The following is a 26,488-nucleotide window of genomic DNA, read 5'->3' on the forward strand; positions in this document are numbered from 1 at the left end:
GGCTTTGTGCCAAACCCTTTGTGTGATCCGCTACGCCGTGCCCACCAGGCCCAACCCCTTGCCCTGAACCCTTTGACAGCGGGGCAAACCCACCTGGCCGTGGCCAACGATAAAAATACCAGGAGACCATTTCCATGAAGTTCAGAACCACTTGTTTGACGACCCTGCTTGCATCTGTTGGCCTGGCCTCTGGCGCATGGGCGCAGGGCATTTCCGACAACGCCGTGCGCATAGGGGTGATCAGCGACACCTCCAGCGCCTACGCCGATATTGGTGGCAAGGGCACGGTCGCGGCGGCCACGATGGCGATCAAGGATTTTGGCGGCACGGTGCTGGGCAAGCCCATCGAGCTGCTGTCGGTGGACCACCAGAACAAGGCCGACATTGGCGCCACCCGCGCCCGCGAGTGGTTTGACCGCGAGAACGTGGACATGGTCATCGGCCTGGGCAACACGGCGGTGCACAACGCAGTCGCCACCGTGGCCAAGGAAAAGAACAAGGTGCTGATCAACACCGAGGCAGGTTCGAGCTCGATCACCGGCGAGAACTGCGCGGCCAACATCGTGCACTACACCTACGACACCTATGCCACGGCCAACAGCACCGTCAAAGCGGTGACCGAAGGCGGCGCCAAGAGTTGGTACATCGTGGCGGTGGACTATGCCTTTGGCCAGGCACTGTCGAACGACATCACGGCCGCCGTCGACAAGAACGGCGGCAAGGTGATCGGCACGGTCAAGCACCCACTCAATGCGCCCGATTTCTCGTCCTACATGCTGACGGCGCAGGCCTCCAAGTCCGATGTGATTGCGCTGGCCAATGGCGTGAACGACACCATCAACTCCATCAAGAGCGCCCGCCAGTTCGGCATCACCGACAAGCAAAAGGTGGCCGCTGCGCTGATGTTCATCTCGGACGTGCATGCGCTGGGCCTGAAGACCGCCCAGGGCATGTATGCGACGACCGCCTTCTACTGGGACCGCACGCCCGAGAGCCGCGCCTGGTCGCAAAAGTACTTCAAGGCCATGAACAGGATGCCGACCATGGCCCAGGCCGGCACCTACTCGGCGGTGATGCACTACCTCAAGGCGGTCGAAGCGGCGGGCACCGACGAGACCGCTGCGGTAATGACCGCGATGAAGAAGATGCCTATCAAGGACTTTTTCAGCGACGACGGCAAGATCCGCGAGGACGGCCGCATGGTGCATGACATGTACCTGGTGCAGGTCAAAAAGCCCGAGGAGTCCAAGGCGCCCTGGGACTACTACAAGATCATCGCCACCATCCCGGGCGACCAGGCGTTCCGGCCGCTGTCCGAGGGTAAGTGTCCGCTGGTCAAGTCCTGAGCCCGCCACTTAGCCCAACTAGAGCCACCAACCCGATGGATACGATCTGGTCCATCGGGTCGTTTCATTTCTGCCCAGGGTTTATGACCATGTAAGTATCTAGTAATTTCCAGTGTTTATTTTCCTGCAAGGGTAAGCATTTTTCCGGTGCGTCATGCTCACAATTTAAACAATTGCAAATAAATTCAATAGTTTTGAGCAAATGTTTATTATTTATAGATTGTATTTGACATCTAAAGCCATAAAAAACATAGCATCGCAGCCATACAAATCAATAGATATCCCACAAACACCATTCATAGATTTACCAAACAACTATCAGAATAGATTAATTTAATATCAATAAAAATCACCAACAAGGGTGTTTAAACATTCATTGACAATACGCCACCGGCATTTGCAGAAAGGCTGTTTAGGATGTAATCCTTGAAAAAGGAGATTATCCATGTTATTAAATAACAAAATAAAAATATTCAAAACTGGATTAGCCATAATAGCTGCGGCCTCTCTGGGCCCGGTGGCTATGGCCGCATCGGGCGCTCCGCTTCCGCGCTGCGATGCCGGCGGGCAATCGTTCTATCTGACCCGCTACACCGGCCCGGCCGCCACCGGAACACCGCCCACGGCGGTGCTGGATCTGGCGACCGCCCCAGCGACCGGCGCAGTTGCCATTGCTCCGGTCTGGAGTGGTGCCGCAGCGCCCACCGTGTCTGCGCGAGAAATAGGACTGACGCCGCCCAATCCCCCCTTGCCTGCAGGCGCCTCCGTCGCCGGCGGCATGGGCAAGGATGGCTACATCTATACGATGCGCGCCGTAGACGGCGACAACAGCTGGGACAACAGCCCAGCGACTGGATGGACCGCTGGCGGATGGCGCAGCCATACCCGCTATTACGAGATGCTGCGCTATGGCCGCACTGGCGTGGACAACCTGGGCATCGTGAGCGGACTGGGGACCTACCAGACCGACCCCACCGATCCCAGCACCGTGGTCAGCGGTGCGATTGACCTGCGCCTGGGGCCCAATTTCAACGCCGCCGATATTGACCCCATCACCGGCATCATGTACCTGGCGAACTTCCAGACCGGCGGCGCACTCAACCGGGTCTTCAAGATCGATGTGACGCAGACCCCACCGCTCTATGTGGGCACCTTGAACCTGTCCAGCAATATTCCCGGAGACCAATCAGGCGACTTTGCCATTGATGCCAGTGGGCAGTGGGCCTATGGCATCGCCAGTACTAGAGGCACCTCTGGTACATCTCTCAGCTATCGCTTCAACCTTTCCTCTGGGGCTGTTGAAACACTGGCCTCCGTGCCACCGATACTGATCTTCTCAATACCTGTCAATGCCCCTTACGGTGCTGCAGCCCGCCTGCCCAATGCCACAGACAAACTGGCCTTCTATGGCCTGGGCACGCGCATCATGAGTATCCCTTCCGGCACGGTCGGCACTAACCAGAGCACCGCAGGTGCCACCAGTGGCGATGCCGCCGCCTGCCTGCCCAAGCTGACAGCGACCCTGGTCTGCACCCCCGATGCGCTGGTCGATGCGGCGGGCAATGTCTCCAACTGCACAGTCACCTTGGACCAGGCTGCGCCAGCGGGCGGCATGGCCATTGCCCTGACCCCACCAGCGGCCAACCCACGCTACACCAGCAGCTGCGGCAGCTCCATCGTGGTAGCAGCCGGGCAGACAACGGCCAGTTGCGCAATTACCGCTACCCCCAACACCACGCCCGGTGATGGCGATGTGACCGCAGCGCTGGCGTTGGCCACACCTGCAGCATCAGATGACTATGTGCTGGGTAGTCCTTCGGCGGCCGAGGTCCGCATCCGCAACGACGACGTCGACATCGCCATTACGCCCGTGGCCAACCTCAGCTGCACACCCAGCAGCTTGGTGGACGCTGCAGGCCAGGTTTCTACCTGCACCATCAGCCTGAATGCGCCCGCACCCGCCGGCGGTAGCAGCATCAGCCTCAGCCCGCCACCGGGCAGCAGCCGCTACACCAGCAGTTGCACCTCTCCGGTGCTCGTCGCGGCAGGGGCCACGCAGAGCAGCTGCACGATCACCGCGACACCCAATACCGTTGCAGGCGATGGCAGCGTCATCGCGTTGTTGCAGCTGTTGGCCGGGCCCGGTTATACGCTCGGGCCCGACAGCCAGGCCAGCGTGCAAGTCAACGACGACGACCTGCCTATCAATGTGGGCGATGCCAAGCGTGTCCCTACTTTGGATGCATGGGCACTGGCATTGATGGGCATGCTGCTGGCAATGGCAGGCGCGCTCTTTGCACGCAAGCGCCATCAGAGCTAGGCATCGGCCATCCAGACCACCGCCGCCAAAAGGGAGCCAGGCTCCCTTTTTTGTGCGGCGCATGGCAAGCGGCGCTACCGCATTTCTTCCATATCAGAGCGCAGTCACGGAGGACTCCCCGAGTCGGTGTTTAGACGAGGGCAGGGCGATTTACAGGGAGCCCCTGGCTGAGGAGATCCAATACAGGTCGTGGGCGGTGCCACCGCGTCTGCCTGCATTCCGCAAACCCTTGCCGTGACGCTGGCCGTGCAGGCGCCGCTCATCACCACCGCGCAGACGCAGGAGCTGAGTGGCATCGCAACGTCGGCGGCACCGGGCGGCGGCGTATCCACGCCCTTGCCCCCGGGCACCACCATCACCTTGCAACTCTCCGTCCCCGATGGATTTAGCGCCAGCCAGACCACCACCGTCATCGGCAGCAGTGGCGCGTATTCACTGACCTGGCCGGCTGGCCTGGCGCCCGGCAGCTACGAGATCATTGCCCTCCTCAGCGACCAGCCAGGCGTGCAATCGAGCGTGGGCAGCTTTACCGTGCAAGCGGTGGTCGTGCCGCCCCCTCCGCCACCACCGCCCACCACGCCACAGGCTGTGCCAGCGCTGGCTCCCTGGGCCACCATCGGCTTGGGAGCGTTGCTTGCCCTGCTGGGCAGGCAGCGCCTGCGCCGCCGTACAGGCTGATCCGATCCAAGGCCGCCTTCGGGCGGCTTTATTTATCTATCCGATGGATCATGACAACAATTAGCTGCATATCCATTTATTTTCAGAGAGAGTGCCTACCACGTCACAAGGACGAGCGCGAAGGTGCTTGGGGGGAGATGACAGCTAGGAAATGGCTTTTTTCTCAATAAACTGAGATTTAGACAACGAAATGCAGATTTTTCTTGAAAACCAGCATATATATGGATTGCTATTTTAGTTACATTTTGTTAACTTCGTCTCCTTTTACACCGAGGGAGACACCATGAACAAACTTTTGGCATCCGCCGCGCTGGCGCTCAGTTCTCTGGCGTTCACTGCCGCCGCCCAAGCCGCGCCGCTGCAGTGGACCTTGAAGGACGTGACCTTTGACGATGGCGGCACGGCCACCGGCTCTTTTGTGTATGACGCCGACAGCGACACCTACAGCAACGTGCAGCTGAGCACCACGGCAGGCAGTGTCGGAGGAGCCTCAGAATTTCGCAGCAAATGTGTCACGCCCCACTGCATCAACGCCTTGCCGGAGCTCATCTTTGTCGCCTCCAGCAACCAGAGTGACCTGACCAATGTGCCCTTCCTCGATATTGAACCGTCGGCACCTCTCACCAATACGCCGGGTACGGTCGAGCTGGTGTTTGGCATGTCCACCACCTGCGGCAATGCAGCCTGCTCCACCAATGGCCCCGGATTGCGCGCGTTCTTCAGTGGCCAGCTCGTTGGGATACCCTATATCGCTCCACCTGCTGCACCCACCAGCGTTCCGACGCTGAACCCATGGGGCCTGGCCGGACTCAGCATGCTATTGGCCGCATGGGCCTTGCTGTATCGCCGCCGCGCATCCTGATATAGGGCGGTTCCTTTTCCCCGGATATCCAGCCATCTGCACTGGTCCTTTACCCAGCCCTGCCTGCGAGTAAACCTCCAAGGGTGCCTCACGACACTCCCTGACATTCAGGCAAGCAATATGTAAGGATAAGTTGATAGAATGTAAAGATTAACAACGGGGATATGATGATTTTCAAGAAGATTGCATTGGTTGGCGCCTTGCTCGGCACTGGTTTGGCACAGGCCTTTGCGCCGCAAACAGGCACCTGGATTGTGACCAGCGAAGTCAATGGCAAGCCAGGCCGTGGCTTGGCAATTGATGTGCAGGACAATACCTTGGTTATGCAAATGTATGCATATGATGCCAGTGGTAACGCTACGTTCTATATGACCAGCGGCACCTTGGCGAATGACCGCTACTCTGCGCCCCTGAACAAATACCGTGGCGGCCGTTACCTGGGCAGCGGAGACCTGTCGGGCAAAGAAGACGGCAGTGCTGGCAACGTCTCGATCCGCTTTGAGTCGGGCACCAAGGGGTACATCACCCTGCCTGGCGAGACCGAGAAAGAGATCTCCCGCTTCAATTTCGCCTATGGCAATAATCCAGAAGGCCTCAAAGGAATCTGGATTTTCAGCCCACTCAATTCGCTGACGCCCACCTCGGACTTTTTCAGACTTGAAAAAGTGCAGGCCCCAACGGCCGATGGCAATGGCGTGATCACTACCGCTGCAGGCACTTTTGGCTGCGAATACCAAGTATCTGGAAGCGCTGCCGGAACGGTGATTTGTGCAAAGGTGAGTTCGGCTGGCAGGTTGCTCGGTGGCTACCAGTTCACCTACAGCGTGAACGAGGGTGAAGGCTATTACCTCAATAGCGCTGGCGTGCGCGCTTCCATCGCGACCATGCACCGCTTGGCCAATCGCGCAGATACGGGAACGGGTATTGTCCTCAAAACGGAAGCGAATGGCGACAGCGCGGCCCCGGAGGTGAGCCCAAAGCAACTGCGCCAGGCAATCGAAAGCGTGGCAGCGCAAGTGGAATAAGCGGCAGTACGCTGCGAGCAAACACCACCAAACCGCCCTTAGGCGGTTTTTTTATGGGCGATTTCGCCGCTGCAGACGTCTGCAGCTTTGGCCCCCCAAACGGCGCAGCCCATTTTTCACATCGCCAGGCTTGGCGAGCCACTAAACTGGCCCACTACCGATAAATCAGGACATGCTTTGATGCGGACACCTTATCTATTTGCCTGCCTGCCCTTAGCCTTGGCACTCATTGCCTGCCAGCAAGAGAAGCCCAAAGCCACAACGCAGGCAGCCACCAAACCCACATTTACGGCGCCAAGCGTGGATATAGCAACCCCCGACAAGGCGGTGAAAAGCTGGTGGGCCTTGGTGGATGCAAGGGCCAGCTTTAAACACCAAGAGTGCACACAAGCCCCTAATGCCGAGCAAGCAGCGCTGCGGCAAGCCCAGTTGCGCTTGAGCACTGGAGCCGTCAAGAGCTATCTGCAACAAGACCCCAACTGCACGTTGTATACCTACGATCGCAGAATCGATCGCGTAGATATGGAAACGGAATCCAGAGCCTTGGTTGTCGCTACGATCAAGAACATTACCCGCCCTAAAGAAGGACAGTCGATAGCGGGCAATTACGCAGAAGGTGGAACCGTCGGTGCCGAATACCGCTATGTGCTATCCCGCGAGGATGACGGCTGGCGTGTGGACGACATTTTCCAGTACGACGAGGTCAACAAGCTCATGGGACGTGACCCCTGGAAACAGGAATACAAGCGCAACTCGTCCGAGCTGTACCTGCTGATATTCAATCAGTAGCCAGCTGAGGAGAGATAGCGCCCCGATCTCGTCCGAAGCTTAGCGCCAATAGGTATGCACCAGCGACTTGATCTGCACCAAGGGCGGTAGCCGCGCCACACTGCGGCGCACCGCCTGCGTCAACGGCAGGCCGCCTGCAACCCAGAGCACCGTATCGTGCGGGTGCCAATCCTGCTGCGCCAGCCATTGCAGCACTTGCGCAATCTCCAGCTGTGACGCACCGGGCACGCCGCCACGCAGCCAGGTGACCTGCATGCCGGCAAACGCTGGCGCCAACGCGGCTTGCTCCTGGGCATCCGACACCCAGAGAAGCAAAGTGGTGGATTGGCACGCCAGCCGCGCCTGTGCAATGCGTGCCGCTGCGGGCAAGGCGCAAGCATCTGCCACCAGCACGCAATGCGGTGCTTGCGGCACCATGCCGCCGGCCGGGCTCAGCACGCCCACCTCGGAGCCCGGCTCGGCGCTGGCAGCCCAGACGGCACCAGGCCCGGCCATGTGCGGATCGGAATGGCCTGCGCCATGGTGGAGCAAGGCATCGACGTCCAGCCAGCCCTCTTCAGGATCCATCGCGCTGATCGTGTAGGTGCGGCGTGCCAATGCCGCTTTGCCGGCAGGCCAATGCAGGCGGTTGCCATCGGCCAGGGTCGGCCATGCCGGTGCCTGGCCGGGCTCGGGCAAGAGCATGCGCACATGCAAGCCACCGGGGGCAAAGGCGCTGATATCGCCCGCCGCCAGGCGGATGCGGCGCATGCGCGGCGACAGCGCCTGGTTGCTGAGGACACGCATCACCTGCAGCCTGGAGGTCGCAGGCGGGGCGTCGCCTTCCCAGACCAGCTCCCAACTGCCCTCCACCCAGGCCATCTGGTCGGCGAATTCGGCCAGGTGCTCGGCCAAAGACAGCTGCATCAATTCCCCCATGCGCGGCGCCACCGGTTGCAGCAGGCAATCAATGCCGCTGGCGCTGGTTTGCTGCAGCCTGGCCGTGCCCACATCGGCCAAGGCCAGCAACAAGGTGCCCGCTTGGGGCTGGCTCACGTCGATGCCCTCATCGCGCCAATGCTGCAGCAACCAGTCCACAAACGCGCCGGCTTGCGGCAGATGGATATGGGCCTTGCGTACGAGCGTCTGCGGCACCGTCATATGCGTCTCCCGGTATCGGCAACCACTTGCGCATGGCGCCGCAGCAACGCAGCGGTGGCCAGCCAGCAGCCCACCGCAATCGCCGTCGCAATCGCAAACAGTCCAGAGAACTCGAAGTGCTTGGCAATGAAGCCGCCCGCCATCGCGCTCAGCATATAGCTCAGCAACTCGGCACAGACAAAGATCGAAAAATCCGTACCCGGCTGCTGGCGGCTGGACGAGGCCATGAACAGCGCATACAGCGCCACCATCTCCATATAACGATGCACGCTCAAACCCACGGCGAGGACTGCCAACGATGTGGTGCCGCCCAGCCAGTGCAGCGAATGCGCCAGGAACAACGCAAAGGCCAGCACGCGCAAGGCACTCAAGCCCAGCAGCACCTGGCTGCGGCTGCGCTGCCGCAACCACTGGGCCGCCAGCCAACTGCCCAGCAAGCCGGCCAGCGCAGCGCCACTGCCGGCAATCACCCCCACTTCGCTCAAACTCAGGCCGCTGTGCAGCAGGTAGCTGCTTTCCATGGAGCGCAGCATGCCTTCACTGAGCCGATAAACGGCGGCCAGGCCCAGAATCGCCCAGACACCGGGGCGCGCAAAGAACTGCTTGATGCTGGGGCGCAGAGGCACTGTGGCAACGCCGCTTTGCGCATCGTCATCAAGGCCCACGGGCAAGCCCTCGTCCATCCACGGCAGCGCCAGCAGGGGCAGCAAAGACAGTCCGCCCATCAACAGCATGGTGGCTTGCCACCCCCACTGATCGACCAGCGCCATGGCCAAGGTGCCGCCCAGCAGCACACCACCGGCCACCGATGCGGCCTGGATCGCATTGCCCCGGCCCAGCTCATCGCTGCGCAGCTGCTGCGTGGCATAGCCGTCGGTGGCGATATCCTGCGTGGCGATGCTGAGCGCCAGGCACATGCCGATGCAAACAATCGTGGTGATGGACGCCTGCGGCCCCACCCAGGCCAGTGCGCCAATCGCCAGCACCGACTCCAGCTGGGTGCAGACGATCCAGCCCCGGCGGTGGCCCCAGCGCAAGGGGCGCAAGCGGTCCACCCAGGGCGCCCACAAAAACTTCAGCACCAGCGGCAGCATCAGGATGGACAGCATACCCACCTGCTGCAAAGGCATGCCGGCAGCGCGCAGTGCGGCGGGCACCGTCATGATCATCAGATACGACGGCACGCCCTGCGCAATATAGAGCGCCACCAGCACCGCCCAAAACTGCCAGGGGCGCTGCGCCGCGTTCAAGCTTGCGCCCTGGGTTTGCACACCTGCCGCCATCAGTATTCAACGCTGTAGTTCAGCGAGAAGGTGCGCCCGCGGCCATAGAACGCAAAGGTTTGCGGTGACACCACACCCACGCCGTACAAGGCCATCGCGCGCTGCGACCAGGTCGTCAGGTACTGCTTGTCCAGCAGGTTCTGGATACCGACGTTGAGGCGGCCGACCGGCAGCTTGACGCCACCCATCAGGTCCAGTACCGTGAAGCCATCGATCTTGCCCGCGCTGTCATCCTTGAGCCTGAACATGTGGGAGGCCTGCAGGCGCAGTTGCCAGGGGTTCGGGCTCCACTGCACATAGGTCGACAGCTTGGAGGGGCTCGCCGTCATGATGGACTGCTTGGCCCAGCTGCCGTTTTGCCGCGTCTCCGAGCGGATCCACAGTGCATTGCCACCCAGCGCCCAGTTCTTGGCAACGGCAACGTCCAGGCTGCCTTCCCAGCCGTAGTTGCGCCGCTTCTCATCGAGCACATTGATGGTCACATTGTTGTTGGCGTTGTTGAGCTGCAAGGTCTGGTCAGACCAGGCATAGAACAGCGCAGACTGCAGCTTGACAGTACCGCTGGCCTGCTTGAAGCCCCATTCCACTTGCCGCGTCTTGATGCCTTGCAGCGGAGAGCTTTTCGGATCGATGCCGCTGACCAGTTGCCAATGCGTGCCATTGGCCTGGTAGTTGCCCTGGCCATAGTACTTGCCTGGGTCCGGCAGCTCAAAGCCTTCGGCGTAGTTGAGCCAGGTGCTGCGCGCAGCATCGATCTGGTAGCGCGCCCCCAAGTTGAACAGGCTCACGTTGTAGCTGTTCTTGCCGCCAGGGATCGCATCGGCCGAGTTGCCACGGCCCAGCAGCATGTAGAGCTGCTGGGTGTAGCCCACAAAATCGTCCACCTGCAAGTCGGTGCGTTGGTAACGCAGGCCGCCGTTCAAAGTCCACTGCGGGTTCAGCTTCCATTCGGCCTGGGCAAAGGCTGCAGCGGTATTGACGCGGTAGCCCGGGTAGCGGCCGGTGCTGCCGATTTGCCGGTTGACCATACCGCCGCTGGCCAGCGCCTGCGCGGTATCGAACACGGTGGCACTGCCATCAAAGCTCTCGCGGTCCCAATCCAGGCCATAGCGCACACTCAGGTCGCCCCAGGACTTGGCCAGCGCGGCCTTCAGGCCCCAGGTGTCTGTGTTCTGGTGGGAGGCGGTCACAACGGAGCTGGGGAAAGGCGCAAAGTCCAGCTTCTCCTGCCGCCAGAAGGCCTGCAGATACAGGTCCTGGTCGCCCCAGACCTTGGCGGCATGGTAGTCGGCATTGAACATGGCCCGCTCGGTCTGCGGCATCACATCGCTGACAAAGCCGCCCCGCTGCTCCAAGAGCTCCGGCTTGCCACCCATGATGCCTGCCAGGTTGGGGCCGCCATACAGGTAGGAGGAACCATCAAAGCGATTGCGGTAGTACTGCGCGGTCAGGCCCAGGCTTTGCTCGGGGCTGATCTTGATCTGCACATTGCCCAGCACATCCACCCCCTTGGTGTTCTGGGCATCGGTCTGGGCAATGTCGGTGCGCACCGGCTTGCCCTTGCCGTCATAAAAACTGCCATTGTTTTGCAGCGCAATGCCCAGGCGCGCCTGCACCTGCTCATTGCCGCCGGCAATGGATTGGGCCAAGCGGAACTGGTGGTCGCGCGAGCCCTGGAAGCCGGAGGTGACCCCCACTTCGCTGCCCAGCTGCAGGCCAGCGGCGCTGCCTTTTTTGGTGATGATGTTGACAATACCGCCGGTGGCGCCGCCCCCATACAAGGCGCTGGCGCCTGACAGCACTTCGATACGGTCAATATTGAACGGGTCGATCGCATCGAGCTGCCGGGCCGTGCCGCGCGAGCTGTTGAGCGAGACGCCATCGACCATGACCAGCATGGTGCGCCCACGCAGGTTCTGGCCAAAATTGCTGCGCGACTGCCCGCCCAGGTCAATCCCCGGCACCAGCTGCCCCAGGGCCTCGGCCACACTTTTGCCAGCCGTCACTTGCTGCTGCAGTTGTTCGCTGTCGATGACCTGGGTGGTCTGCGCCAGCTCGCTGCGGATGCTGGGCGCGGCCGATGCCACCACATGCTGCACTGCCAAGTGGGTGTCTGCCTCGGCGCCTTCAGACTCTGCGGCCGCAGCCGCCATCTGTGCCTGCGCGCTGCTGGCCAATACCCCGATAGCCAGGCTGATGGGCGCCATCGCCCATCCACCACCCCATTTGTTCCGCTGAGCTGCGACCGACCGCCCCTGATTTTGCATAGCTACGCCTTTTGTTCTCTTACAACGACAGCGGAAAAGCTTAATTGGAAGAGAATGGGAAGTCTTTTCTCTTGAGAACAATTCTCATTTAAATGAAACCCAAGGCCGCATTTCTCAGCAAGGACCAGGTGCTCGGCCAGTGGCAGCATTGCATGTGGGCACACACGGTGAGCAAAGCACAGGCGCAAGAGTTGGTGCACGCCCATCTGCAGGTACGCCATGTGCATGCGGGCCAGTACCTGTGGAAGGCGGGCGACGTCCCCACGGGTTGGACCGGGGTCACGCGCGGCGCAGCCAAAATCTGCGTGCCCACGCCCGATGGCCGCTCCATCACCTTGTGCGGCTACGCCGGCAGCTGGTTTGGCGAAACCTATTTGCTACGCCCGCACATGGCCATGGACTGCGATGCCATCGCCTTGCATGACCTGACCATGCTGACATTGCCTGCCCACGCCTTCCAGGCGCTGCGCCAGCAATCTGCCACGTTCAGCCAGTTTTTGCTGGAACTGATGGCCGAGCGCAGCCACCAATTGATGCGCCTGCTGACTGCCAAGCAATGCCTGAGCGTCACCGGCCGGGTCGCGCAAAGCCTGGGCTCCCTCATCACACCGCTGAACTTTCCCTTCCCCGATGCCGGCTTGCTCAACATCACCCAAAGCGAGCTGGCCGACTTCTGCCAGGTCTCCCGCGCCCGCTTCAACGAGGCTTTGTTGGAGCTGGAAAAGCAAGATTTGCTGGAGGTGGGCTACCGTACGGTGCGGTTGAAAGATATTGAGGGTTTGAGGCGCTATGAGTACTGAGTTTGAGGGCGGTTGAATGAGACCCGTGTGATTCCGGTGTGATTTTCTGGACAACCAAAGACAACCGAATGGGCAAAAAATAACGCCACACAGAGGCATTCCTCTTGTGTGGCGTTGTGCTGTATGGTGGGCTGGCGTCAATTGAATGTTTCCATATGATCACCATAGAATCTTGACTCTAACAATTTATCACCATTCTTCATACCCCCACTTGTACCCCCACTTCTAAGCCATTAGAGCGTTGACTCTCAGCACCCCTGTCGAGCCACCGCCTATGAAGGCGCGTTAAATTTCACAGCCCCAACTCCAGCATCCACTAGAGCAACATATGGGATCCCAAAGTGGGTCGAAGATAGAAATGTACGACTACCCTCTCCACCAGGCCGAGAAACCGGAGTGAGACCACGTACGAAGACTGCATAGATTTTTGAAGTCGCTTCTGTATATCGGAGACAGGGGACTACCATTTCCGGGCCCAAAGGCCCTCCAATATGACGATGACAGCCGTGATTGACTATAACAGCCGTGATGCGACTCAAGAATGTTGATGTTGTACTCCAAGGATTTCGCGCCACCTTCAGAGACAGAGCAGGAGTGCAAACCAACTTTCCAAGAGAGGTCGTCGAGCAGGCTCTTACACACACCTTGGAGAGCAAAGTTGAGAAGCGCTGGAGACGCGCCGCCAGATGATGCGAGAATGGGCAAATACATTGATGCAAAGCACTAAGTTCATGTGTGCTCCATTTCGAGTACTTGTCTCACAAGAAAATATATCAATCTCGCAGCCTATGAATGAATCAAGCCTCTCTAGCTCCTTTGGAAACATCAATTTCATTACAAACCCTGACGTATTCCCTATAGGTTTTTTGCCGAAAAATCTGGCAGAGATTATTTATGAAGTTCAGTATAAAGTACAGGCTCCGATTGGACTCATTGCATCTTCAATGCTGTCGTCTATGGCGATCGCTTGCCAGGGTGCAATCAACGTCCAGGCACCAACAGGAGAAACAATTCCCACGAGTCTATTCGTAGTCACAATTGCTGAATCCGGCGAACGAAAAACGGGCACTGACAAAATATTCACCCAAGCCATTCGTGAATTTGAAGAGCAACAGAAGCAGCAGTATGCAGATCTATTGAAGACTTACCTGCGTGAAAAATACATCTGGGATCTTCAAAAGGAAGATTTGGATAAATCCATGCGGTATGCAATTAAAAATAATGAAGACCTCAGTTCTCTGCGCGATGCATTTGATGATCTCACAAAGAAAGAACCTCTACCCCCACGCCAACTACGCCTGCTGTATTCCAATGCAACCATAGGAGCTCTCTTAAAGAATCTATCGGAAAATTGGCCTGCAGGCACTATCCAATCCAGCGAAGGCCTGTCAGTATTGGAGAGTAGAACGTTTCAAAGCCTTGGGCCATTCAATGAACTGTGGGATGGAGACACCTATATCAACATTGATCGTATGGGCTCAGACAGCTATGAACTCCAGAATGCGCGTCTTAGTATTTCCTTGATGATGCAACACCAGCCGTTCAGCAATTTCCTCAGCAAAAAAGACTATTTGGCAGTCAACTCCGGCTTGCTTTCGCGATTCCTATTATCAATGCCTACCAGCATGCAGGGATCTAGGGTTGAACAGAAGAGATCAACCCAAGACAATGAATCCAATGCATTGAACAAATTCAAAGAAAGAATGCATTACTGGCTTAAAAAGAGCGCCGAAAGAATAAAATCCAATCAAGCATATGACAATCTAGATTTCAGTCCTGAAGCAGAAAACAATTACATCGCGCTTCGAACAAAAATCGAACAACTGATCAATCCCCAAAGGGAACTCCATGGACACAATGCACTGGCATCAAAGCTTGGAAACAACTTGGCAAGAATTGCTGCATTAATCCATGCATTTGATGCCACCGAAGAGACGATAAGTGCCAAGACACTTAATTCAGCTTGGTACATATTGCAATGGTATACAGCGCAACACCTCAAGTTCATCAAAACAGTGAAAAATGAACCTTCTGATGAAGACATGGGCAATGTACTGCTTCAGTGGCTGGAAAGACATAATTACCACGTGGGGCACCAGTTCCTCGTTCGCCATATCTATCAAAAAGCCACAAGCTCCATCCGGGGAAAAGAGAAAACACAACGGGCCATTGCCAACCTGGAGAGTCGAGGTTTGATCTATAACAACAAGAACGACACGCCTAAGAATATTATTTTACGAAGCAGCTTCCCACCAAATACGGGAATTAGCCCCCTCCCATCAAACCTCACAGCGCACCAAGAAGCATTTGGGGGTGGAGGACTGAGAAGCGATGACTTCGCCATGAATAACGTTATAAAACGGGAAAATGCCAAATAAATTGCCTAATTTTTAGTCTGCTATTTTTGCTACCTTTGCTACAGTAGCAAAATTATCTTTGCCACTTATGATGCCAAAATATCTAAAATCTGCCATACCTCAAACCCAGAATGCACTTCAGATCCGGTCTCCAGGGCCCAAGGAAATTCTTTGTTGGATGAATGCGGATGGCGAAGGTCCACATATGCATCACCGCAGATACATCTACTAGCTCACCTGAGAAATATCGCTATAAAGATGCCACCACCGTGTGAAGCAGAGAAATTTATTTATCGAAATTACTTCGCATTGACATATCCAATGTCTTAATCATTGGAACTCATCATGCGCGTATTAAAGCTGAAAGAAGTTTTGTTCAAAACAAGTCTCGGGAAAACAACTCTGTACATGCTCGTCAAAGACGAGACCTTCCCCAAGCCGATCCCTTTAGGATTGCGTGCAGTCGGCTGGATGGAGTCGGAAGTTGATACCTGGATTCAGAGCCGGATCTCGGCCAGAGATCAAAGCCTCAATTAATTATTTTCAAGAGTGAGCGCAAAAAAACAAAGGGCAGTCAATCGGCTGCCCTTTTTCATATTTTCTGAGAATTCTTATAAAAGCCTCTTTGATCCATTTATCTATTGCTGTATGTTTAAGTATTATTAATAAAAAGCAAAAAATGAGCAAAGGCCACCTCAGCGGACTTAATTTAAGCCTTTAATATTTAAAGATGGATATTTTCTATCAAACACCAAACGTATGCCTCAAACAACTTCAAAGCATACATCATGAAGCGCAATCCTTTCAATACAAACCATCACATCTCCACCGAGCCTACTTACGAGGGTTATGAGATCCAATTGAAGCACGGACTCGTCATCAAAGAGTACTTGGACAAAACTTTTAAAACTTTTCAAAAGGCATTGGATGAATATGGGCGCGTTTGCATGCTTCGTTTTGATTTACACGTACCTGATAGCTGCGATCAGATCACGAAGAATAGCAACCAATTGATGACCAAGTTCATCGCCTCACTCAAAGCGAAAATAAAACACTCCCAAGCTCAAAGCAGAAAGGAAGGCAACCGGGTTCACGGTACCGAGGTGCGATTCCTCTGGTGCAGAGAAGTTAGTAGCTTTGGTGGAGTTCACTATCACGTTGTCCTGCTCTTGAATCACGATGCGTATAGGTCCATTGGCAAGTTTGATCTTGAGAGCGATAACATGTACTCTCGAATTCATGAAGCATGGGGAAGTGCTTTGGGGATCTATCCAGAAGATCTTTTAGGTCTGATTCACATCCCCCCCAATCCAACATATTGCATTAGGAGGAATGATTCCAAGTCATTTCAAGACGCGTTTTATCGCGCAAGCTATTTGTGCAAAATGGAGACCAAAGACTACGAGCAAGGTATCCACTCTTTCGGGGGAAGTCGAACCTGAGCTGTATTTAAAGATTAGAGGGCATGTTTCTGAGCTACATAGAGCACTTGCCTTTATGTTGAAACCAACATTCAACAGATGGCATTACAGAGGCCAATTGCAGATTTTTTCCCTGAAAAATAAGGCCGGTTCAACTGTGAGCGCGACCGTGGCATGCGAAAGAAGTACAGGGCGGTTCAGTAATTGTTAAAAGGAGACAAAGGTATTGGGGGCATAGAGCATAAACATCGACTGCGAAAGATGACTTGCTTTATTCTTCCTGCACAAATGGCACCCAAGATCAATGTCTTCATCGCCCACGAGGTGCAAGAACCCGTCGATATGGATCTCCTGGGGAAGAAGTTCTGTGGACATCGCTCAGCGTGAATACGCATTGGAGATAGGTACTCGCATCAGCCCATTTGGCGCCGTCTGCCTGAAGGTCGAACAGATTCCGCGTAAGTTACACAGCCTCGGGCCAGCGATCTGGAGCGACTGCAGTCAAGGCCTACCAGCTGTCGTCATGGTGATGTAAGGCCCCATCCTGGGCGCCATAGGCACGAAATTCGACGACTCGTGCTGGCGTCAGGAATGAAGTACCTTCGCATTGCTCCCCGGTCAGTTGAGGTTCTCGCTCAGCATGGGCTGCTGCAAGGTGCGGATTCAACTGGTCAATGCAACACAATATCTGCCTAAGGTGTTAGCGCCGATGCAAATCTGATCAGCTAAACCACAAAGGGGGTGCGGATAAAAACTTGGACTGGTGTTATGCCGTAAGTCCGAGGCTCACCCGGTATTCGATGGGACTGAGTGAGCCAAGGGATATCTTGATCCGCTTTTCGTTGTACCAGCGAATGTAGTCGTCTACTACCTGAATGAACTGCGCAATGGTGACGCTCTTCCAGTCCCGAGGATAGAACAGTTCGTTCTTGAGGCGACCGAAGAAGCCTTCGCAAGCCGCATTGTCCGGAGAACAGGCCTTGCGGGACATCGAGCGGATGAGGTTGGCATCACTCATTCTCGATAGCCAGCCTGGCCAGCGGTAGTGGCCGCCGCGGTCGGAGTGGAGCACAGGCCGGTCAGCGGTGTCTGTCACCGTCTCGATGGCTGCATCCAGCATGGTATTGACCAGCTCCGCGTCAGGGCTCGTGCCAATGGTCCAGCTCACCACCATCCCGTCAAAGCAATCAATGATCGGCGAGAGATAGACCTTGCCGGCGGGGATCTGGAACTCTGTGATGTCCGTGAGCCACTTCTCGTTCGGTGCCGCCGCCCGGAAGTCTCGGTTGATGATGTTGTCGGGCGCGGGGCTGATCTCGCCAAGGTAGGACGCATACCGGCGCCGCTTGGGCTTGGCCACGATCAGGCTCTCTTGCTTCATCAAGCGCTGCACCACCTTCTCGGATATGGTGACATCTTGCCTGGTGAGCGAGGCCTGCAGCCTGCGGTAGCCGTAGCAGCGATGGTTCGACTCGAAGATCTCGGTGATGGACTGCCTTACTTCAAGGTACTTATCGCCCACCGCTGCACGGGCTCGATGGTAGAAGTACGAGCTCCGCGCAAGACCCAACTGAGCAAGAAGCTCTGGCAAGCCATAGTGCTCCTTGAGGGCGTCAATCAGCAGTGTCTTCTCCCGGTTGGACAGGAGCTGCAGATCGACACCCAGGCCTTTTTTTAACAGTTCATTGGCCTTGTTCAAGAGGTCTTGCTCGAGCCGCAATTGCCTGACCTCGAGCCGCAAAGCCTCAAGCTGACGCTCGAGCTCGTCGCGCTCTCGTACCTGAGGAGATTGATTGGTGTGTTTCATTGATGCGGGTGCCTCCCGTCCCAGAAGCTGGTTCTTCCAGTTGTACAACGTGGGCCTGCTCACGCCAAGCTTCTGGGCAACCACCTGCGCACTTGCCTCACGAGTGCACAGCTCGAGGACCGCCTGCTTCTTCAGTTGCGGCGGCCATGGTTCACAGACGGCCCTGCCGACAACACGCTGCCGGGACTCGGGGTCCAGCTCATCAATCCAGGCACGCAGCAAATCGCGGCACGGATAGCCCAACGCCTTGACCGTGGAGGCAATGCAGCGCCCCTGCGCGGCGTAGTGTTCGACAGCCTGCTCCTTCTGAATTTGAGAGTACTTCGGCTTCGAGCGCACGTAACCGGACGACAGGTCCAGGCGCCGCTCGTACTCCTCATGCCAGCTCTTCAAAGCGTTCTTCGTCGGGTAGCCCAGCTGGCGGATAGTCGTCCCGGTGCGCTTGCCCAGCTTGATGTAGAGCTCAACGGCTCGAATGCGATCTTCGTATGAATACATGAACTACCTCCTGGCAGTCCAAGTTTTCGTCCGCACCCCCTGCTGGTCAAGATTGCATCGGCCCTAACAGCAAAGGTTCGAGCGTAGACCGTTGCATCCACGAGCGATGTAGTCAAACATCTTGTAGTTAGCGGATAACTAGACCTGCCCCCTGTATACGTCCCAATCAACAGTGGAAGTCCAGGGTTTAAGGTTCATCAATGGAGTGGTGGCGGGTTGATGCAGCTCGGAGAAGCGAGCCGGTGGCATGCGTCCCAGGCTGCTGTGCGGCCTCATTTCGTTGTAGTCCGTGCGCTAGACAGCCGTTGCCACCCGGGGCTGGTGCAAGGTCTGGAACCAGCACTCGTTGAGGTGTTCGTCACGAAACTTGCCTTTGGAGCTCTCGATGTAGCCGTTTGCATTGGACGCCCCCGCTGGATCAGGATATGGCGAATGCCATGCGCTAGCGGCCAAGTCATAAATGCCCGGCTGGTGAACTCCGGTGCGTTGTCGGTTCGGACCGCCTTCGGCTACCCACGAAGCACTTTTTGAAGTTGGCAGTTTTACCGCCAGATACGTATGGAATGTGCACTGTCAGCCGGAATTCCCGCGCTGCCGGCAGCATGAAGGCGGCGATCAAAAACTGCAGGATAGGCACGGCCTGGATCTGCACTGACCGCCCGTCAGCGGGTGTGTTCAACCGATCTGCGCTCCGCCATCAATATCAATGATGGCACCAGTCATAAAGGGGTTGTCGATCGCGTACAGATAGCCGTTCGCCACGTCTTTGGCACGCCCGTGACGTCTCGCCGGCAGATGTGTCGCGGCACTCTCAAGCATGGCATGCCGTGCCTCATGCGACATCGCCGCATAAGCCTCCGTGTCGGTCAATCCGGGGCTGACAACATTAACGCGTAAGGGTGCCAACTCCTTGGCCAACACTTTCGCAACGGCTTCGAGCGCTGCGTTCATAGCCGTCTTGACATAGGTTCCGGCAGTTGCACGGCGCGACAGGAAGCCCGATGTCAGCGTGATCGTGCCGCCGGACCGTAAGTGCTTCGCGGCTTCTCGCGCTGCCGTGACGGTGCCCCAGAACTTGATGTCGAAGGCTGCCTTGGCTGCATCGATATCGACTTCGCCCAGCTTGCCGCCTGGTGCAGCCGAGCCCGCTGTTATGACCAAATGGTCGATGGGACCGAGGCGTTCGAAGTAGGTGGCGATGGCCCTTTCATCAGCGAGATCTAGCCCGTTCCGGCGGCTCACGACTTCCACGCGGCCAGGGCGCTCGGCCAGAGCCTGTGCGACTGCACGGCCGATGCCGGTGTGACCGCCTACAACGACTGAGACAGTCCTATCATTGAACTGATGGGTGTTCATGATTTCCTCAAAAATAGTTGTGACGGATCAGCCTCGGCAACAACAAGGCTGACTCGACAGCAGGTAAATCCGTTGGTTAGAGCACTTCTTTCAGGCCCACCAGTTGCAATGGGCATGACAGTAACTCGTCGAAACGGCGCTCGAATGCTTTGAAATAAGGCATGGAGAAATGTACGTCCAACGCTGCTTGGTCCCTGAATGACTCACGCATATAGAAGGTGCCCGGGGAGTCCGATCGCTCAAAAAGTGTGTAGTCCAGGCATCCGGGCTCTTGGCGGGTTAATGGCACCAATGCACGCAGCGCTTCGCGCAGAACGTCATGCTGGCCTACCTTCGCTTCAAGAATAGCCAGGTTGAAAATGGTCGTTGTCTGCATGGCTTAGCTCCAGTTTTCCAGCACTACCTTGCCGCGCGCCTTGCCCGATTCGATCAGGGCATGGGCGCGCTTGAGGTTGGTTGCATTAATGGTGCCGAAACGCTCGGCCAGCGTGGTGCGGATCAGGCCGGCATCGACCAATGCCGCAACTTCGTTGAGGAGGCGGTGTTGGCCGATCATGTCGTTAGTACTAAACAAGGCGCGGGTGAACATCAGTTCCCAGTGCACCGACACCGCCTTGCGCTTGAACTTCGTGATGTCCAGAGACTCAGGATCGTCAATCAGACCAAATTTCCCTTGGGGCGCGATCGCCTCAACGATCTGTGCAAAGTGCTGGTCGGTCTGCGTGAGACTCACGATATGGTCCACCAATGGAAAGCCGATACGTTTGAGTTCTTCGGCAATCGGCTTGCTGTGATCAATCACATGGTGGGCACCGAGTTCTTTGACCCAGGCCTGCGTTTCAGGCCGTGATGCAGTCCCAATGACGGTGAGGCTAGTCAGCCGCGTGGCCAACTGTGTGAGGATGGAGCCCACGCCGCCTGATGCACCGATGATTAGCAGAGTCTTCCGGCTAGGCTGTTTACCCGGCTCGATGCCGAGGCGGTCGAACAGCATTTCCCACGCAGTGATGGCGGTCAGAGGCAGGGCTGCAGCTTGTGCGAAGTCCAGAGACTTGGGCGCGTGGCCCACAATACGCTCGTCCACCAAGTGCAGCTCGCTGTTGGTGCCTGGACGCGCTATGGAGCCAGCGTACCACACATGGTCGCCCGGCGTGAACAGCGTGACATCGGGGCCAACGGCCTTTACGATGCCGCTGGCATCCCAGCCGAGCACCTTGTATGTTTGCCCTTCAGCGGGCGAACCGCTGGCGCGCACCTTGGTATCCACCGGATTAACGGATACGGCCTTGACCTCGACCAGCAGGTCGCGGCCGGTGGCTACTGGCTCTGGTAGAGTAATGTCGATCAGCGAATCGGGTTGGCTGATGGCCTGGGGCTTTTGATATCCAATGGCTTTCATGATCTTGCTTTCAAGGGTGAAGAATTGAAGAGAAGGTAGTGTTTCAGGCAGTAGTGAGGGCGGCGTAATCTGAGTAGCCGCGCGCATCGCCGCCAAAGAGCGCCTTCGCGTCGAATGCGGCCAGCGGCAGATTCGATGCGTAGCGCGCTGGCAGGTCCGGGTTGGCAATGAAAGGTCGGCCGAAGGCCACAAGGTCTGCCAAGCCGTTCATCAATATGGCTTCGGCGCGTGGCGCGTCGTACTTGCCTGCAACGATCACCTTGCCTTGGTATGCGCGGCGCAGTTCATGGCGAAAGTCTTCCGGAATCTTCGGGGCGTTGTCCCAATCTGCTTCCGAGAGATGGATATAGGCCAGGCCGATGTCATCGAGCTTCTTCGCCAGATTCAGGATGGTGGGAATGATTTCCGGGCAGTTCATGTTTCGTTGCGTAATGAAGGGCGCCAGTCGAATGCCAGTGCGCTCCGCACCGGCCTCGCTGGCCACAGCGGTCGCCACCTCTTGGGCAAAGCGCGTGCGCTGGGAGATACTGCCTCCATAGGCATCGGAGCGGTGATTGGAGGTGGTGCGTAGGAACTGATCGATCAGATAGCCGTTGCCGCCATGAATCTCCACGCCATCAAACCCTGCGCGCATCGCATTGGCCGCACCCCGACGGAAGTCGGCGATCACCTCCTGAATGTCGTGCGTGCTCAGTGCACGCGGCACCGGGCAATCGACCATGCGGCCAACACCATCGTCACCTACAACCCAGACCTGGGCTTCAGGCGACAGCGCCGATGGTGCAACCGGCAAGCCATCGGAATGGAAGCTGGCATGCGACATACGGCCCACGTGCCACAGCTGCAGCACCATGCGTCCGCCGGCGGCATGCACTGTATCCGTGACACGGCGCCAGCCATCCACCTGTGCTTCGGAATAGATACCGGGGGTAAAGCTGTAGCCCTGGCCCTGGCGAGAGATCTGTGTAGCTTCCGAGACTATCAAGCCGGCGCTGGCGCGTTGCGCGTAATATGTGGCCATCAATTTATTGGGCACGTCGCCTGGCTGGCTGGTACGGCTGCGCGTCATGGGGGCCATTACGATGCGGTTGGGCAGGTTGAGCGGTCCGAGCTCGAGAGGGCGAAACAGGGCTGTGGTGGCTATCGTCATGCGGTTCTTTCGTTGAACGGGGCAGGTATAAAGGTAGTTGGTCAAAAGTTGTCTGCTGACGGCGCGCTGCAAGTCGCGCTGTAGACATGGCTTGGGGGGCGGTCGGTGTCATCGGGCACATCGAGCTCGACCACAAAATTTCCGGGGAGCTGCACGAAGATTTGCGCGATGCTGTCTTCGGGAATGCGCGCGACCTTGAACGGAAAAGCAGTGGTCTGCAGTTGCGCGATGACGGTGGACGCCGGCTGTGTGCTCGTGAACGCGATGTGATTGAAGCGCAGCTCGCCAGCGTCGGCTGATAGCGACGTATCGTCGATCGCGTGCAAGATGGCTTGCTTGTCTTGGTAGAGCCAGCGTCCCGGGAAAGGAAACGGGGGTCGAAAGCCGGTCTGGAAGCCCATCACACCCTCGAACAGTCTGCGTAGCGCATGGTCTGCCCCCATTGACACGCTGAGATGGTCGAATCGCCATTCCGCTACAAAAGCATTGGTGGAGGCGCTCTCGTTGGAGGTGGCCGGAGGTTGGGGCTGGTTGTGGCTGAACATGGCTAAAGCGATTTCAAAAGAAATGAGACTGGCGCAGTTCAGACGTTGTTGACACTCACGTTAGGGCTAGAGTTAGCCTTGGCATGGCGCTCCTCCGCCATCAGCATCGAGCCGATAAGCATCCTCTTTCCCTCGAAGCGAGACAGATAGATTGTCTGGATCTGGCCGCCAATCACGGTTGCCAGAACGCAGGCGGTGATCAGATTTCCGACAGCGACGTCGCTGAAGCGCTGCGATCGGGCAACCCGCAAGAGGATGCCGGCGCTCCCAAAGTCGGCTATGCCGATGGCGAACTCCGATAGGGTCAGGTTCGCGAGGGCTATAGGCATGCGGGATGAAGAGCTGGATGCGGAAGAGGACATGTTGCAGATCCTGTGTTGGATGCCGCAATCTTCCAACAGTTGTTTCTTTTGAAAAATACCTCTAAGGTTGAAAGTATTTTCAAAGAATATTTGTAAATAAAGCATGCATTCCTGAAAATGCAGGGATGAAAGCACTGAACGACCTCGACATCTTTGTGCGCACTGCAGATAACGGCAGCCTGTCATCCACCGCGCGCGCACTCGACCTGACTCCGGCCGCAGCCAGCGCGGCGCTTAAGCGCTTGGAGGGAGAGTTGGGCGTGCCGCTGTTCTTACGCTCCACGCGCAGCATGCGCTTGACGCCGCACGGCGAGGTATTTCTGGATCAATGTCGCCCGGCTTTGGCGGCGCTCCAACAGGCCGGCGAGCAGCTTGCCGCTGGCGAACAGGCCTTGCGGGGAGTACTAAAGCTCTCTGCACCATCGGATTTCGGTCGCAACCTTTTGCTCCCTTGGCTAAACGAGTTTCAGGATTTACATCCTCATGTCGATATCAGGCTGCAGTTGTCTGATCGCATGGCCAACGTCTATAGCGAACCTGTAGATGCCGCCATTCGCTACGGCAAGCCTCCGGACTCCAATCTCGTTGCCTTGCCTCTGGCAGCCTGGAACCGCCGGGTGTTGTGCGCTGCCCCTTCCTATCTTGCCAAGCACGGTGCACCAGCCACGCCGCATGACCTGAGCGAACACGACTGCCTGTGCTTCATGTTTGGGGAAGATATCCATGACCGATGGCGTTTCTCTCTTGGAGATGCGCCCGAGATCAGCGTGCGGGTCAAGAGCGTTAATGTATCTAACGATGGAGATGCGGTCAGGCGCTGGGCGCTGCTGGGCAAAGGCATTGCTTACAAGGCTGGCTTCGACGTCGCCGCCGATCTGGCAATGGGACGGCTTCAATCCCTTTGTTCCCAATGGACGACCGAGGCGGCGCCACTGTTTCTGGTGGTGCCAAGCCGTCGCCAAGTGACGCCTCTGGTTCGGTGCCTGCGTGACTTTATCTCACGGCGTACGGCGAGCTACTCGGGTTCTCAAGAGGCTTGGTTCGTTCGCGCTTGAACTGAGGGTATTGCTAGCCTGGCTCAACGCCCCACTCCTGCGTTGGTTCGAGAGTCGAAATCAACAGCGTGATAAAGCCCCACCATAACGACGCAAACAGTTTGCGGAGGACCTCCACCTCAATTTCCAGCTCGCTGGAGAGCCCACCCAATACCTAGGCAGGTGGAGGTGTCAATGTCGTTGAAGACGCTGAATTCATTGACTGCTATCGATATTCACCGATGAATCCACGGAGGGCAGCTCTAAGCATTGAACGGGCATCGTATTCTTGGACGACGACTTCGCAGCGGTTGCTGCCACCCATGGTCTCATCGCGCGGGTTCGCTCACCACCGCATAGCGGTCATCCGCGCGCGAATGTTCAAGCCGAAGCGGTGACGGCTTTCACGCTAGCAGCAGACGCTGGCCATCAGGGCCATCCAAGTGACTGCTAGATGTCCGCTATCGCTGTGCATGAATAGGCGCTATCGACCCGTAGCAGCCATTCAATTGAACTGCTGATCTACCCACGCACTAAGACGCCTTGACGTAAGGTTGCGCCCTCCATTTGCCAATAGAGCTCTTTTGTATTCCATGGAATTCATCGTTGGACATGCATTGACTGCAGAAATGAATACTTCCGGCGGAACATACCAGTGCGTTGAGATGTAATGAACAATAGCCACAGGAGCCACGTAAATCTTGCCTTGGTATGGAACGAAGACGTTGTCAGAAAATTCGGGAGCGTCGTACTGGCATAGGCTGCAAGCATGCCTACCAGCAGCCACGACGGGTTGCCAAGGTTCTTTGCACAGCGATTTCAAGCGTTCAAGAAACTCGCGACTCACATGTCCATGCTCGATGTCCGAACTCAAATCAAGCCACCCGACAGCGACCAATTTCTCAGACGGCAACGGCAAATATGTGCATGGTTCCAAATCATCAATTCTGCTCATGCAAAAACTCCAACAGTCGGTTTGGCCAATTTGCAAGCGAGCATATCCGAAGCTAGAAAATCTCAGTTGAACTTCCGCTTCTGGCCGAATTGAGGCATCGTACCAGCAGCTCCAAGTGGCGGCGCATGACTGTTGCTGCTCGACCCAAAGCGGACATCGGTAAGTGACAAAAAGTGGGCTCAGCTCGTCATGAGCGCATTTGCCAGACTGGTGCCTTCTGCCTGCAGAGCCACAGTCTTGCTTTCAGTTGGCATTTACCACTCGGGCCAGCTTGAAGCGATTGACTTTTCCACGATATTGGCCATCAGCAAGGCGCCCCAATTGGGTGTTTTCCAGCGTTGTGCGGCCATCTACGACATAACGTGCGAAGCGCCATGCTGGGCAGATTTCCTGCGAACTGCGTGCCAGGAGCCAGCGCGAGAATAGCCGTCAAAGCGGTGACTTGGCTCGCTTCGGAAAAGTGCGCAGGCGTTAGCGATATGAGCCGAGCCAAAGCGGCAAAGGCAAACCACATGCCACCGAAGAAGCGGATGGATACGGAGAGGGTCTCGAACAGCAGAAGCCCCTGCCGTGCTTCCCAAGCAGGAGCTTCGCCGCTGAACCCTCGTTGATGCCCAAGTAGATGGTGCTGGCTCCAAACCAAGGAGCCTCAGCACGGGAACTGGGGCGCATCGCCAGGCTTGCCGGCTTCGACCCATGCCAGCTTCTCGGTCAAGAAGGTGAGAGCTGCATCGAGTGCTGCGCGCTGCGATTGCAACTTGTCTATCTGGTGTCGCAGGATCTGCCCCGTGCGCGCGGCGGACTTTGCACCCTGCCGGTACTCGCAGTTGAGCGCCGAGATCTCGCTCAAGGAATAGCCTAGCGATTTCTGCAGCTGAATCATCCGCACAGCGGTCACGTCATCGGCAGAGAACACCTGGTACGGATTGCTGCCACCCAGCACGCCGCGACGCGGCTTCAGCAGGCCCTTCCCCACATAGAAGCGGACCGTCTCGGGCGACAACCCCGCCTCCTTCGCAAACTCCGACAACAGCATGCCGTCTCCTTGACCACGTAGTTAACTACGTGCTTATAACAATGATTTTTCCACTTGG

At 57.1% G+C, this 26,488-nt stretch carries 23 protein-coding genes and 1 pseudogene; 11 read left to right on the forward strand and 13 right to left on the reverse strand.

Features of this window, described 5'->3' with window-relative positions:
• Nucleotides 1-134 precede the first annotated feature (134 nt).
• The 6 genes from WH367_RS15970 to WH367_RS15995 all read left to right on the forward strand — a co-directional run bounded on the left by WH367_RS15970 (nt 135) and on the right by WH367_RS15995 (nt 7,020).
• A complete protein-coding gene (locus WH367_RS15970; protein WP_339536848.1) occupies nt 135-1,346 on the forward strand; it encodes an ABC transporter substrate-binding protein in 1,212 nt (403 codons plus the stop codon).
• Nucleotides 1,347-1,869: 523 nt separating this feature from the next.
• A complete protein-coding gene (locus WH367_RS15975; RefSeq protein ID WP_339536849.1) occupies nt 1,870-3,666 on the forward strand; it encodes a hypothetical protein in 1,797 nt (598 codons plus the stop codon).
• 189 nt (nt 3,667-3,855) lie between these two features.
• On the forward strand, nt 3,856-4,344 hold the full coding sequence (locus WH367_RS15980; RefSeq protein ID WP_339536850.1) for a hypothetical protein: 489 nt from the start codon (nt 3,856-3,858) through the stop codon (nt 4,342-4,344).
• A gap of 283 nt (nt 4,345-4,627) precedes the next feature.
• On the forward strand, nt 4,628-5,206 hold the full coding sequence (locus WH367_RS15985) for an IPTL-CTERM sorting domain-containing protein (RefSeq protein WP_339536851.1): 579 nt from the start codon (nt 4,628-4,630) through the stop codon (nt 5,204-5,206).
• A gap of 164 nt (nt 5,207-5,370) precedes the next feature.
• Nucleotides 5,371-6,231, forward strand: coding sequence for a hypothetical protein (locus WH367_RS15990; RefSeq protein ID WP_339536852.1), 861 nt, complete (start codon nt 5,371-5,373; stop codon nt 6,229-6,231).
• A gap of 180 nt (nt 6,232-6,411) precedes the next feature.
• Nucleotides 6,412-7,020 carry a hypothetical protein gene (locus WH367_RS15995; protein WP_339536853.1) on the forward strand — a complete coding sequence of 203 codons (609 nt, stop codon included), beginning with the start codon at nt 6,412-6,414 and terminating at the stop codon, nt 7,018-7,020.
• Between the two features lie 39 nt (nt 7,021-7,059).
• On the opposite strand, the gene WH367_RS16000 is transcribed toward WH367_RS15995, so the two are convergent.
• From WH367_RS16000 to WH367_RS16010, 3 genes are read right to left on the reverse strand one after another with little or no spacing between them, the layout of a single operon-like run.
• The gene (locus tag WH367_RS16000; RefSeq protein WP_339536854.1) at nt 7,060-8,160 is read right to left on the reverse strand and encodes a siderophore-interacting protein; all 1,101 of its coding nucleotides are present in this window, start codon (nt 8,158-8,160) and stop codon (nt 7,060-7,062) included.
• Entirely contained in the window at nt 8,157-9,443 is a 1,287-nt protein-coding gene (locus tag WH367_RS16005; protein WP_339536855.1) for an MFS transporter, read from the reverse strand. Before WH367_RS16005 ends, WH367_RS16000 begins: the two co-directional genes overlap by 4 nt.
• The gene (locus WH367_RS16010) at nt 9,443-11,650 is read right to left on the reverse strand and encodes a TonB-dependent receptor (protein ID WP_339536856.1); all 2,208 of its coding nucleotides are present in this window, start codon (nt 11,648-11,650) and stop codon (nt 9,443-9,445) included. Before WH367_RS16010 ends, WH367_RS16005 begins: the two co-directional genes overlap by 1 nt.
• A gap of 152 nt (nt 11,651-11,802) precedes the next feature.
• Here WH367_RS16010 and WH367_RS16015 point away from each other — a divergent pair, with 152 nt between their 5' ends.
• From WH367_RS16015 to WH367_RS16030, 4 genes are all read left to right on the forward strand, one after another.
• Nucleotides 11,803-12,510, forward strand: coding sequence for a Crp/Fnr family transcriptional regulator (locus WH367_RS16015; protein ID WP_339536857.1), 708 nt, complete (start codon nt 11,803-11,805; stop codon nt 12,508-12,510).
• 788 nt (nt 12,511-13,298) lie between these two features.
• The gene (locus WH367_RS16020) at nt 13,299-14,888 is read left to right on the forward strand and encodes a YfjI family protein (protein WP_339536858.1); all 1,590 of its coding nucleotides are present in this window, start codon (nt 13,299-13,301) and stop codon (nt 14,886-14,888) included.
• A gap of 324 nt (nt 14,889-15,212) precedes the next feature.
• Nucleotides 15,213-15,404: a helix-turn-helix transcriptional regulator gene (locus WH367_RS16025; RefSeq protein ID WP_339536859.1), complete on the forward strand. Its 192-nt coding sequence runs from the start codon at nt 15,213-15,215 to the stop codon at nt 15,402-15,404.
• Nucleotides 15,405-15,655: 251 nt separating this feature from the next.
• Nucleotides 15,656-16,309 carry an inovirus Gp2 family protein gene (locus tag WH367_RS16030; RefSeq protein WP_339536860.1) on the forward strand — a complete coding sequence of 218 codons (654 nt, stop codon included), beginning with the start codon at nt 15,656-15,658 and terminating at the stop codon, nt 16,307-16,309.
• A 745-nt stretch (nt 16,310-17,054) separates the two neighbouring features.
• On the opposite strand, the gene WH367_RS16035 is transcribed toward WH367_RS16030, so the two are convergent.
• The 8 genes and pseudogenes from WH367_RS16035 to WH367_RS16070 all read right to left on the reverse strand — a co-directional run bounded on the left by WH367_RS16035 (nt 17,055) and on the right by WH367_RS16070 (nt 23,510).
• Nucleotides 17,055-18,593 (reverse strand): IS3 family transposase, encoded by a 1,539-nt coding sequence (locus WH367_RS16035; RefSeq protein ID WP_339536861.1) that lies wholly within the window; start codon nt 18,591-18,593, stop codon nt 17,055-17,057.
• 138 nt (nt 18,594-18,731) lie between these two features.
• Nucleotides 18,732-19,102: pseudogene (locus WH367_RS16040) on the reverse strand (transposase family protein); the annotation flags it as partial.
• 166 nt (nt 19,103-19,268) lie between these two features.
• Nucleotides 19,269-19,949, reverse strand: coding sequence for an SDR family oxidoreductase (locus WH367_RS16045; protein ID WP_339536862.1), 681 nt, complete (start codon nt 19,947-19,949; stop codon nt 19,269-19,271).
• Nucleotides 19,950-20,025: 76 nt separating this feature from the next.
• Nucleotides 20,026-20,325 carry a putative quinol monooxygenase gene (locus tag WH367_RS16050; protein ID WP_339536863.1) on the reverse strand — a complete coding sequence of 100 codons (300 nt, stop codon included), beginning with the start codon at nt 20,323-20,325 and terminating at the stop codon, nt 20,026-20,028.
• Between the two features lie 3 nt (nt 20,326-20,328).
• Nucleotides 20,329-21,348 carry a zinc-binding alcohol dehydrogenase family protein gene (locus tag WH367_RS16055; RefSeq protein WP_339536864.1) on the reverse strand — a complete coding sequence of 340 codons (1,020 nt, stop codon included), beginning with the start codon at nt 21,346-21,348 and terminating at the stop codon, nt 20,329-20,331.
• Nucleotides 21,349-21,391: 43 nt separating this feature from the next.
• Nucleotides 21,392-22,498, reverse strand: coding sequence for an alkene reductase (locus WH367_RS16060; RefSeq protein ID WP_339536865.1), 1,107 nt, complete (start codon nt 22,496-22,498; stop codon nt 21,392-21,394).
• 41 nt (nt 22,499-22,539) lie between these two features.
• Nucleotides 22,540-23,043 carry a hypothetical protein gene (locus WH367_RS16065; RefSeq protein ID WP_339536866.1) on the reverse strand — a complete coding sequence of 168 codons (504 nt, stop codon included), beginning with the start codon at nt 23,041-23,043 and terminating at the stop codon, nt 22,540-22,542.
• A 38-nt stretch (nt 23,044-23,081) separates the two neighbouring features.
• Nucleotides 23,082-23,510: a hypothetical protein gene (locus WH367_RS16070; protein WP_339536867.1), complete on the reverse strand. Its 429-nt coding sequence runs from the start codon at nt 23,508-23,510 to the stop codon at nt 23,082-23,084.
• Nucleotides 23,511-23,530: 20 nt separating this feature from the next.
• On the opposite strand from WH367_RS16070, the gene WH367_RS16075 reads away from it, so the two are divergent.
• Complete coding sequence (locus WH367_RS16075; RefSeq protein WP_339536868.1) at nt 23,531-24,460, forward strand: LysR family transcriptional regulator; 930 nt, start codon at nt 23,531-23,533, stop codon at nt 24,458-24,460.
• Nucleotides 24,461-24,944: 484 nt separating this feature from the next.
• Here WH367_RS16075 and WH367_RS16080 read toward each other — a convergent pair whose 3' ends face one another.
• Entirely contained in the window at nt 24,945-25,394 is a 450-nt protein-coding gene (locus WH367_RS16080) for a DUF7919 family protein (RefSeq protein ID WP_182343896.1), read from the reverse strand.
• 649 nt (nt 25,395-26,043) lie between these two features.
• Nucleotides 26,044-26,430: a MerR family transcriptional regulator gene (locus WH367_RS16085; RefSeq protein ID WP_339536869.1), complete on the reverse strand. Its 387-nt coding sequence runs from the start codon at nt 26,428-26,430 to the stop codon at nt 26,044-26,046.
• Between the last annotated feature and the right edge of the window lie 58 nt (nt 26,431-26,488).

Origin of the sequence: Comamonas sp. MYb21 (genome assembly GCF_037479395.1) — a bacterium.
Classification (GTDB): Bacteria; Pseudomonadota; Gammaproteobacteria; order Burkholderiales; family Burkholderiaceae_C; genus Comamonas.